We start from the raw sequence: 9,151 nt of genomic DNA on the forward strand, positions 1-9,151 counted from the left end.
CAGGGTTTGTCATGATCCTGATGCTCGCCGGTCTGCGCGGCATCGACGAAGAAATATGGAAGGCGTCGCGCGTCGACGGCATTCCGACCTGGAAAACCTACCTCTTTGTCGTCTTGCCGATGATGCGCGGCGTTATGGTCACGGCGGTCGTGATTATCGGATCGGGTATCGTGCGCCTTTATGATCTTGTGGTGGCGCTCACCAAAGGTGGCCCTGGTATCGCATCGGAAGTCCCTGCCAAATACGTCTATGACTACATGTTCACAGCGGGCAACATCGGCCAGGGCCTCGCCGCATCGACCATGATGCTTTTGACCGTCATGATCATCATCATTCCATGGGCCTATCTCGAATTCGGCGGGGGGAAGAAATCATGAGCAATCCAGCCGCGCTTTCCGGCACTGTTGCGACGGACGCCGTCGGGCGTCAGCTCGATACCTCAGCGCCCCATGGCCCGCGACCCAAGCCGTTTTTCACGCCCCGCCGGATCATCATGTATTCGATCCTGTTCGTTGCGTGTCTCTACTACCTTTTTCCGCTCTACGTCATGATCATGACCTCGTTCAAGACGATGCCGGAAATCCGGTTCGGCAATATTTTCGCGCCACCGCTGGAGTTTTCTGGCGATGGATGGGTGAAGGCCTGGTCCACGGCGTGTACGGGGCTGACCTGCCAAGGGCTTAGCCCTGGCTTCTGGAACTCTGTGAAAATCCTGATCCCCAGCGTGGTCATTTCAACGAGCGTTGCAGCCGTGAATGGATATGCGCTGGTAAACTGGAAGTTCAAAGGCTCCGAAATATTCTTTGCCATCCTGATCTTTGGGTCGTTCATCCCTTATCAGGTGATGCTCTATCCCCTGGTCATGATCACGCGCGATCTCGGCATATTCGGAACGATACCGGCAGTCGTGCTTGTTCACACCGTATTCGGGATGCCCATCCTGACCCTGCTGTTCCGCAACTATTTCGCCTCGCTACCGGTGGAGTTGTTCAAGGCGGCCCGCGTCGACGGGGCAGGGTTCTGGCGGATATTTTTCGAGATCATGCTGCCCATGAGCCTTCCCATCATCGTGGTGGCCCTGATCCTGCAGGTGACCGGCATCTGGAACGACTTCCTGTTCGGCGTCGTCTTTGCGGGAACGCAGAATTACCCCATGACGGTGCAGCTCAACAACATCGTCAATTCGGCGCAGGGCAGCCCCGAATACAATGTCAACATGGCGGCCACGATGCTTACGGGCCTGGTGCCGCTGATCGTCTATTTCGTCTCCGGCAGATTGTTCGTGCGAGGCGTTGCCGCTGGTGCGGTGAAAGGATGAGTGCAATGCAACAAAGCGTATCGATCAGGGATCTCTCCCTAAGTTTCGGGGCCGTCAAGGTGCTCGAGCGTATGGACCTCGACGTCCAGCAGGGAGAATTTCTTGTGCTGCTCGGCCCGTCGGGCTGCGGAAAATCAACCCTGCTCAACTGCATTGCCGGTCTGCTCGACGTCAGTGGCGGACAGATTTTCATCTCCGGCAAGAACGTGACCTGGGACGAGCCCAAGGACCGCGGCATCGGCATGGTGTTTCAGTCCTATGCGCTCTACCCGCAGATGACGGTGAAAAAAAACCTCACCTTCGGCCTTCGGGTTGCCGGCCACAAGAAAGACGATATCGAGCGTCGCGTGGCCCGTGCTGCCGAAATGCTCCAGATCGAGCCGCTGCTCGAGCGCAAGCCGGCCAACCTTTCGGGCGGCCAGCGCCAGCGCGTGGCCATCGGGCGGGCCCTGGTGCGCGATGTGGATGTGTTCCTGTTCGACGAGCCGTTGTCCAATCTCGACGCCAAGCTGCGCTCGGACCTGCGCGTGGAAATCAAGCGCCTGCACCAGCGGCTTGAAAACACCATGATCTACGTCACCCACGACCAGATCGAGGCCATGACGCTGGCCGATCGCATCGCCATCATGCGCGACGGGATTATCCAGCAGCTCGACACGCCGCACGCGATCTACAACAATCCGGTCAACCTGTTCGTCGCCGGATTTATCGGCTCACCCTCGATGAATTTCATCAACGGCGAATTGAGCGGCAAGACCTTCAACGCCGATGGCGCGCCTTTGAACATGGACAGCTACGGCTTTGCCGCGGGCAACGAAAATCTCAAGACCAAGGCCATATTGGGGGTTCGTCCAGAACACGTCGTCGTGGGCGAAGCCGCTACCACCCAGCCCGTCAATTTCGACTCCGAAATCGAGATCGTCGAGCCCATGGGGTCCGACACCATCGCGTGGGCCACGCTCGGAAAGCACGAATTTACCTTCCGGGCCGATAGCGAACTCAATCTCAAAATGGGACAAAAGATAAAGCTTGGCTTTGATCCGGCGCGGGCGTCGATCTTCAATGCCGAAAACGGCGACCGAATTTAGGGAGTATCCAGTGACCGATTTTTCGTTTCAGCTCTACAGCGCGCGCAATTTTCCCCCGTTCAGCGACGTTTTCGCGCTGCTTTCGCGTCTTGGCTACGCCAGCGTTGAAGGGTTCGGCGCGCTCTATACCGATCCGGCCGGGCTGCGCCGCGACCTCGACGCCAGCGGGTTGACCATGCCAACCGGTCATATCGGACTCGACCAGTTGCGCGACAAGCCCAAAGCCACCGAACTCGCCCAAACGCTGGGCCTGCAGACCATCTTCTGCCCGTTCATCGGACAGGAATATTGGAAACAGTCCGACGAGAAGTGGACCGAACTGGCCCGCGAACTCGGCGAACTCGCCAAATATTACCGCGACCAGGGTTTTGGTTTCGGCTGGCACAACCACCATTTCGAATTCTGGCCGCTCGACAGCGGACGCACGCCCATGGAAATCCTGCTCACCGAAGCGCCCGAACTCGATTGGGAAATGGATGTGGCCTGGGTGGTGCGCGGCGAGGACGATCCCAAGCGCTGGATCGACAAATATGCCGATCGCATCGTCGCCGTCCACTTAAAGGACATTGCGCCCGAGGGTGAGGCCGCCGATGAGGATGGCTGGGCCGATCTCGGCCATGGCACCGTGCCGTGGAAGGGCCTGTTTGCCGATCTCAAAGCCAAGTCCAAGGCGAAATACTTCGTCATGGAACACGACAATCCCAATGATCTCGAACGCTTTGCCGCGCGCTCCATTGCGACGGCAAAAGCTCTCTAGGACCAGAAAATGAGCAAGACATACGGCGTCGGTATTCTGGGTGCCGGCAATATTTCAGCGGCCTATCTCAAGCTCGCGCCCCTGTTCAAGGGCATCGAGGTGAGGGCGGTTGCAGACATAATTCCCGAGGCTGCAAAGGCGCGCGCCGATGAGTTCAACGTCGCGGCCCAGACGCCCGATCAACTCATGGCCAATTCCGAACTTGACGTTATCGTCAATCTGACGATTCCCGATGTGCACTACACAATATCGAAAGAGATCGTCTCGGCCGGCAAGCACGCCTATTCCGAAAAGCCTCTGGTCCTTTCCCTTGAGGAAGGCGAGGATTTGCGCAAAGCGGCACAGAAGGCCGGAAAGCAGATCGGCTGCGCGCCGGACACGTTCCTCGGCGGTGCCCATCAGCAGGCCCGCGCCCTGATCGATGAAGGGGCCATTGGCCGGGTGACGTCGGGGACATGCCACGTCATGAGCTTCGGCCTTGAGCACTGGCACCCCAATCCCGACTTCTTCTTCAAGCCGGGCGCGGGGCCGATCCTCGATATCGGACCCTATTACGTCGCCAATCTCATCAACCTGATCGGACCGGTCAAACGGGTGACGGCCTTTTCGTCGACCCCGCGCGAGCGCCGCGAAATCACCAGCGAGCCGCGCAAGGGCCAGTACGTTACCGTCGAAACACCGACGACCATTCACGCCGTGCTCGAATTTCACAATGGCGCGCTCGTAACGCTTGGAGCGTCCTGGGACGTCGAAGCGCACCAGCACTCCAACATGGAAATCTACGGCACCGATGGCTCGCTCTATGTGCCCGATCCCAATTTCTTCGGTGGCGAGCTGACCCTGGCCCGCCGCGATGGCGCGCGCGACGTCGTCGAGCCCTGGAAGCACCCGCTCGGTGTCGCCAATTGGGAGCGTCCGAACGGCCCGCCCTTCGCCAACTACCGCACCGCGGGGCTTGCCGACATGATGCTGGCCATCGACGCCGGCCGCAAACCGCGCTGTTCGCTCGAAACCACGCTGCACGGCGTCGACGTCATGACCTCGATCCTTAAGTCGGGCGAGATCGGAGAGGCTATTACGCTCACCACCACGTGTGAGCGCCCCGACGCCCTCGGACCGGTGGAGGCACAGGCGCTTCTGGTCTGACGGGAAACCGCCGGGACCTTCCTTTCACGGGCTCCTCCCGGTCGCGGCGCATGGTTGGGGGACCATGCGCCGCGATTTTTTATTGAACGCTGTGCCTTGCCTCGCTTGACTGTCCGGGCAGGGCATCTATCGTGTAAACGTTTTCACCTGACGCACGTACGTCAAAGAGCGGAAAAGCCGCTGCCAACCGAGGAGGACATTTCAATGCGCACTTTGAAGGGCCCGGCGATATTTCTCGCCCAGTTCGCCGCAGACGCGGCGCCGTTCGATACGCTCGACAACATCTGCAAATGGGCTGCGAGCCTGGGCTATAAGGGCGTGCAGATCCCGACTTGGGTTTCCGGCTTCATCGACCTGCAAAAAGCAGCCGAATCAAAAGATTACTGCGACGAACTCAAGGGCATCGCCGCCAGCCACGGCGTCGAGATCACTGAACTCTCCACCCATCTGCAGGGCCAGCTGGTCGCGGTTCACCCTGCCTACGACACCGCCTTCGACGGTTTTGCCGCCCCCGAGGTCAGGGGCAATCCCAAAGCGCGCCAGCAATGGGCAGTCCAGCAATTGCTATGGGCGGCCAAGGCGTCACAGAATATGGGGCTGACCGAGCACGGCACCTTCTCGGGCGCTCTGGCCTGGCCCTATATCTACCCCTGGCCCCAGCGCCCCGCCGGGCTCGTCGAAGAAGCCTTTGACGAATTGGCCCGCCGCTGGACGCCGATCCTCGACAAGTTCGACGAGGCCGGGGTCGATCTTTGCTATGAAATCCATCCCGGCGAGGATCTGCACGATGGCATTTCTTACGAAATGTTCCTCGATCGCGTGAACAATCACCCCCGCGCCAACCTGCTCTACGATCCGAGCCACTTCGTGCTCCAGCAGCTCGATTATCTCGACTACATCGACATCTATCACGAGCGGATCAAAATGTTCCACGTCAAGGACGCCGAGTTCAACCCGACGGGCCGTCAGGGCGTTTATGGCGGGTTCCAGTCCTGGGTGGATCGGGCAGGGCGCTTCCGCTCGCTCGGCGATGGCCAGGTCGATTTTGCCGCCATCTTCTCCAAGCTGACCGCCTATGATTTCGCCGGCTGGGCCGTGCTCGAATGGGAATGCGCCCTCAAGCATCCCGAGGATGGCGCGCGCGAAGGCGCTGAGTTCATCGCCAGCCACATCATCCGCGTCACCGAAAAAGCCTTCGATGATTTCGCCGGTGCCGGTACGGATCGTGCAGCCAACCGCAAGATGCTCGGTCTCGACTAGAGGCTTCCGGCAAAAGCATGTCCTGGACCCGATCGGGGATGGACACCACTTTTGCGGTTCGGAAGCGCGACCGAAAAGATTAGGAGAATTTCAATGGCAGAAAACGGAAAACGCCCCATCCGCCTCGGCATGGTGGGCGGCGGCACGGGGGCCTTCATCGGCTATGTCCACCGTATCGCTTCACGTATCGATGGCGATTATCAACTGGTCGCCGGTGCGCTGTCCTCGCGCGCTGAAGTCGCCCGGGAAAGCGGCAAAAATCTCGGGCTGGCCGAGGATCGAATCTATACCGATTTCGCCGAGATGGCCCGCGCCGAAGCAGCGCGCGAGGACGGCATCGAGGCGGTCGCCATCGTCACGCCCAATCACATGCACTTCGCCCCGGCCAAGGCGTTTCTCGAAGCCGGCATCCACGTCATCTGCGACAAGCCGCTGACCTCTTCAATCGAAGACGCCCGTGCCCTGCAGAAGGTCCAGCCGAAAAACGGTGCCAAATTCCTTCTGACCCACAACTATACCGGCTACCCGCTGATCCGTCAGGCCCGTGCGCTTGTCGAATCCGGTGCCTTGGGGAAACTCCGCGTCGTCCAGGTCGAATATCCCCAGGATTGGCTGGCCGTTGAAGCGGGAGATGACAACAAGCAGGCCGCCTGGCGCACCGATCCCTCCAAATCCGGTGCCGGCGGTGCCATCGGCGATATCGGCACCCATGCCTATAATCTCGCCCGCTACGTCACGGGCCTGAAGACCTCTGCCGTCTCGGCCGATCTCGACGCCTTCGTGCCCGGTCGCCAGCTCGATGACAACGTCCACATCATGCTGCGCTTCGATGGTGGAGCCAAAGGCATGCTCTGGGCTTCCCAGGTGGCCGTCGGATGTGAAAACGGCCTCCAGCTTCGCGTCTATGGCGAAAAGGCCGGCATCGAATGGCGGCAGGACAATCCCAATTCCATGTGGTTCACCGAGTTCGGCAAACCCAAACAACTCCTCACCCGCGGCGGCGCCATCGATGGCTCTGCCGCCGGTGCCATGGGGGTCCGCATTCCGGCCGGCCACCCGGAAGGCTATCTGGAGGCTTTCGCCACGATCTACAGCCAGTTCGCCGCAATCATCCGCGGCGATGGAGCAGAGTTTGAGGGGCTGCTTCCGACCCTCGATGACGGTGTTGAAGGCATGGAATTCATCATGGCCGCGGTCAAATCCTCAAAGGACGACAGCCGCTGGACACCGCTGGGCTGATCCAACAAAAAGGGCGGCGCACCGCGCCGCCCCAAATCATCGAGCGCTACAGCGCAATTACATGCCTTCGTGCCAGACGGCCACGTCGCGGAGCGTGACGTCGAGCCCGTCAATCATGCCAACTTCGCTCGCCGCACCCGATTCCAGATCGACCGTATAAAGGGTCATGTTGGCAACCAGATAAGCCGTGTTCATGTCGATCTCTTCGGCGAAGATATCGAAAGCGATCGCATCGGCATCGTCGATCCCCAGCATGCCGCGGGTCTCCAGCGTGCCGTCATTGGGAGCGGTCTGCTGCAGCAGCGCCAGCATCGACCATTCGATGTCATACATCGCCGTCGCTTCGGGCGAGCCGATCGAGTTGATGTAAGCGGTCGCAACCACGGTGAAATCGGCATCGGCGTTTGCGTCGCCCTCGGCAAACTGCAGGCTGCCATCGACAATGGTTTCACCCGTGTCGACGTTGATGCGCAGATTGGTTCCGTCCGAACCCATGAAACGCAGGCGGTCGGCCATCGGGTTGAAATCGACCATGGCGTAGTCGCCGCCGATGGTTTCGGTGATGGTCGACACCACGGTGGCTTCGCCGGTCGCGGGGTCGATCGTCACGATGTTATAGTCGGAATCAACGCCATAGAGCATGTTGTCGGCCGGGCGCTGGTCGATGCCGAACAGGCTGTCGACGCCGGTCACTTCCATCATGCCTTCGACCATGAGCGTTTCGGTATCGAACATGACGAGCGTCTTGTCACCGGCAAGGCCGACGGCCGGCTGGGCCAGCGCGGCGCCGGTCAGCGCGAAAAAGCTGGTGCCGATAAGAGCGGCGCGGGTAAGAGTGCGATGGGACATTGCGTTTCTCCTGATTTTTCAATCTGTTTGCTCCCCGAAGTCCGCGGAGCGCGTGATGGTCACACTGGCTCTACCCGCCAGTCGCCAATCCGGATGCACCGGCGCGATGACTTTTTTGTTTTTTTGCATCTGAAGCGGTTTGTCGTGTGTAGAGTGTCCGGAAAGGTGATGCCGAGGTGTGGGGAGCGATGAACGAGCAGGGCGCGGCGGCACAGGTGAATTCATTGGTTATCGAGATTGCCAAAGGCGAGAGATCCGCCCTTGAAGCCCTGTTTCGTATTGAAGCCGGGCGGCTGCTTGCCGTGGCCCGCCGCATCGTGCGCCGCTCAGATCTGGCCGAGGAAGTCGTGCAGGATGCGTTCGTGGCCATCTGGCAGCGCTCGGGCCAGTACGATCCCAAATATGGCGAGGCGCGCGGCTGGATCACCCGCATCGTGCGCAACCGGGCGCTCAACCTTTTGCGCGATGCCGGGCGCGTCGATCACGTCGATAGCCAGACCCTCGAAGCCATGGGCGACAGAACCGGCGATGCCAGCAACGCCTACGAGTTGCTGCCCGAGCGGCACGCGCTCAAAGGGTGCCTGAAACAACTCGACGCAAAAAAGCGCACTGCAATTCTCCTGTGCTACGTCACCGGCCTCACCCACGGTGAAGTCGCCGCCAAGCTCGATGCGCCACTGGGCACGGTCAAGGCCTGGATCAGGCGCGGCATGAGCGCCTTGCAGGAGTGTCTGGGATGACGGCACCATCTGAAACCAACCACATGATCGCCCAATATGTGCTGGGACTGCTCGAAGGCGACGAGCAGGCGCGGTTTGAGGCGCGCCTCGCCCGCGAACCCGAACTGGCGCGCCAGGTCGCCGCGCTGCAGAATAATTTTGACGCCCTCGACTCAACGGTAACGCCCGAGGCTGTGTCGGCCGATCTCTGGTCAAAAATCGAATCCGCGATCGACACAGCGCCCAAGGCGCCGCCTGCGGCCAACACCAATCGCCCTTCGCAAGCCTTTAGCCTTCCGCGCTGGGCCGGCATGGCGGCCGCCATCGTTCTGTCGCTGGGGGTAGGGTATTTCGGCGGTCAGTCGCTCGGCCCGACACCGCAGGCCCCCCTCGTCGTGGCCGTTCTTGTCGGAGACGACATGGAGCCCGGCGCCATCATCGAGGCTTTCGCAGACGACAGTGTCCGCATCGTGCCGCTTGAAGCTCTCGTCGCGCCCGCCGGGTCGACCCTTGAAGTCTGGACCTTGCCCGACCCTCAGACCGGCCCGGTCTCACTGGGCACCTTCCGCGAGGCGAGCGATCTGGTGCTGGGCGGCCCCAATCTGCCCGCGCCCCAGCCCGATCAGCTTTATGAAATCACGCTCGAGCCGGCAGGCGGCTCGCCCACCGGCCGCCCGACCGGACCGATTCTGCTCAAGGGTTTCGCCCGCGCACCGGTGATTTAGAGCGTGTCCAGCAAAAGTGGAAACGGTTTTGCGGTTCGGACACGCGACAA

General features: G+C 60.7%; 10 protein-coding genes. 9 read left to right on the forward strand and 1 reads right to left on the reverse strand.

The genetic code is table 11. The annotated features are described in order from the left end of the window. The 7 genes from AACZ55_RS14080 to AACZ55_RS14110 all read left to right on the forward strand — a co-directional run. A partial coding sequence (locus AACZ55_RS14080) for a sugar ABC transporter permease (RefSeq protein ID WP_339647113.1) occupies nucleotides 1–377 on the forward strand: 377 nt, incomplete at its 5' end. Continuing rightward, nucleotides 374–1,318, forward strand: coding sequence for a carbohydrate ABC transporter permease (locus AACZ55_RS14085; protein ID WP_339647116.1), 945 nt, complete (start codon nucleotides 374–376; stop codon nucleotides 1,316–1,318). The genes AACZ55_RS14080 and AACZ55_RS14085, both read left to right, overlap by 4 nt. 5 nt (nucleotides 1,319–1,323) lie before the next feature. After that, nucleotides 1,324–2,406, forward strand: coding sequence for an ABC transporter ATP-binding protein (locus AACZ55_RS14090; RefSeq protein WP_339647119.1), 1,083 nt, complete (start codon nucleotides 1,324–1,326; stop codon nucleotides 2,404–2,406). Between the two features lie 10 nt (nucleotides 2,407–2,416). Then, complete coding sequence (locus tag AACZ55_RS14095; RefSeq protein WP_339647122.1) at nucleotides 2,417–3,163, forward strand: sugar phosphate isomerase/epimerase; 747 nt, start codon at nucleotides 2,417–2,419, stop codon at nucleotides 3,161–3,163. A gap of 9 nt (nucleotides 3,164–3,172) precedes the next feature. Beyond that, on the forward strand, nucleotides 3,173–4,309 hold the full coding sequence (locus tag AACZ55_RS14100; RefSeq protein ID WP_338607016.1) for a Gfo/Idh/MocA family oxidoreductase: 1,137 nt from the start codon (nucleotides 3,173–3,175) through the stop codon (nucleotides 4,307–4,309). Between the two features lie 204 nt (nucleotides 4,310–4,513). Beyond that, the gene (locus tag AACZ55_RS14105) at nucleotides 4,514–5,569 is read left to right on the forward strand and encodes a sugar phosphate isomerase/epimerase (protein ID WP_339647124.1); all 1,056 of its coding nucleotides are present in this window, start codon (nucleotides 4,514–4,516) and stop codon (nucleotides 5,567–5,569) included. A gap of 93 nt (nucleotides 5,570–5,662) precedes the next feature. Further along, nucleotides 5,663–6,808, forward strand: coding sequence for a Gfo/Idh/MocA family oxidoreductase (locus tag AACZ55_RS14110; protein WP_339647126.1), 1,146 nt, complete (start codon nucleotides 5,663–5,665; stop codon nucleotides 6,806–6,808). A gap of 57 nt (nucleotides 6,809–6,865) precedes the next feature. On the opposite strand, the gene AACZ55_RS14115 is transcribed toward AACZ55_RS14110, so the two are convergent. Next, nucleotides 6,866–7,657, reverse strand: coding sequence for a DUF4394 domain-containing protein (locus AACZ55_RS14115; RefSeq protein WP_338607013.1), 792 nt, complete (start codon nucleotides 7,655–7,657; stop codon nucleotides 6,866–6,868). 188 nt (nucleotides 7,658–7,845) lie between these two features. Between AACZ55_RS14115 and AACZ55_RS14120 the strand changes: the two genes are divergently transcribed. Continuing rightward, on the forward strand, nucleotides 7,846–8,397 hold the full coding sequence (locus AACZ55_RS14120; RefSeq protein ID WP_339647128.1) for a sigma-70 family RNA polymerase sigma factor: 552 nt from the start codon (nucleotides 7,846–7,848) through the stop codon (nucleotides 8,395–8,397). Further along, nucleotides 8,394–9,101 carry an anti-sigma factor gene (locus tag AACZ55_RS14125; RefSeq protein WP_339647130.1) on the forward strand — a complete coding sequence of 236 codons (708 nt, stop codon included), beginning with the start codon at nucleotides 8,394–8,396 and terminating at the stop codon, nucleotides 9,099–9,101. Before AACZ55_RS14120 ends, AACZ55_RS14125 begins: the two co-directional genes overlap by 4 nt. The last annotated feature ends 50 nt before the right edge of the window (nucleotides 9,102–9,151 follow it).

Source organism: uncultured Pelagibacterium sp., from assembly GCF_963972885.1.
GTDB classification, from domain to species: domain Bacteria; phylum Pseudomonadota; class Alphaproteobacteria; order Rhizobiales; family Devosiaceae; genus Pelagibacterium; species Pelagibacterium nitratireducens.

Coding starts and splice junctions, on each gene's coding strand:
- AACZ55_RS14125 (WP_339647130.1), top strand. CDS start 8,394: ATGACGGCACCATCTGAAACCAACCACATGATCGCCCAATATGTGCTG.
- AACZ55_RS14105 (WP_339647124.1), top strand. CDS start 4,514: ATGCGCACTTTGAAGGGCCCGGCGATATTTCTCGCCCAGTTCGCCGCA.
- AACZ55_RS14115 (WP_338607013.1), bottom strand. CDS start 7,657: ATGTCCCATCGCACTCTTACCCGCGCCGCTCTTATCGGCACCAGCTTT.
- AACZ55_RS14120 (WP_339647128.1), top strand. CDS start 7,846: ATGAACGAGCAGGGCGCGGCGGCACAGGTGAATTCATTGGTTATCGAG.
- AACZ55_RS14085 (WP_339647116.1), top strand. CDS start 374: ATGAGCAATCCAGCCGCGCTTTCCGGCACTGTTGCGACGGACGCCGTC.
- AACZ55_RS14100 (WP_338607016.1), top strand. CDS start 3,173: ATGAGCAAGACATACGGCGTCGGTATTCTGGGTGCCGGCAATATTTCA.
- AACZ55_RS14090 (WP_339647119.1), top strand. CDS start 1,324: ATGCAACAAAGCGTATCGATCAGGGATCTCTCCCTAAGTTTCGGGGCC.
- AACZ55_RS14110 (WP_339647126.1), top strand. CDS start 5,663: ATGGCAGAAAACGGAAAACGCCCCATCCGCCTCGGCATGGTGGGCGGC.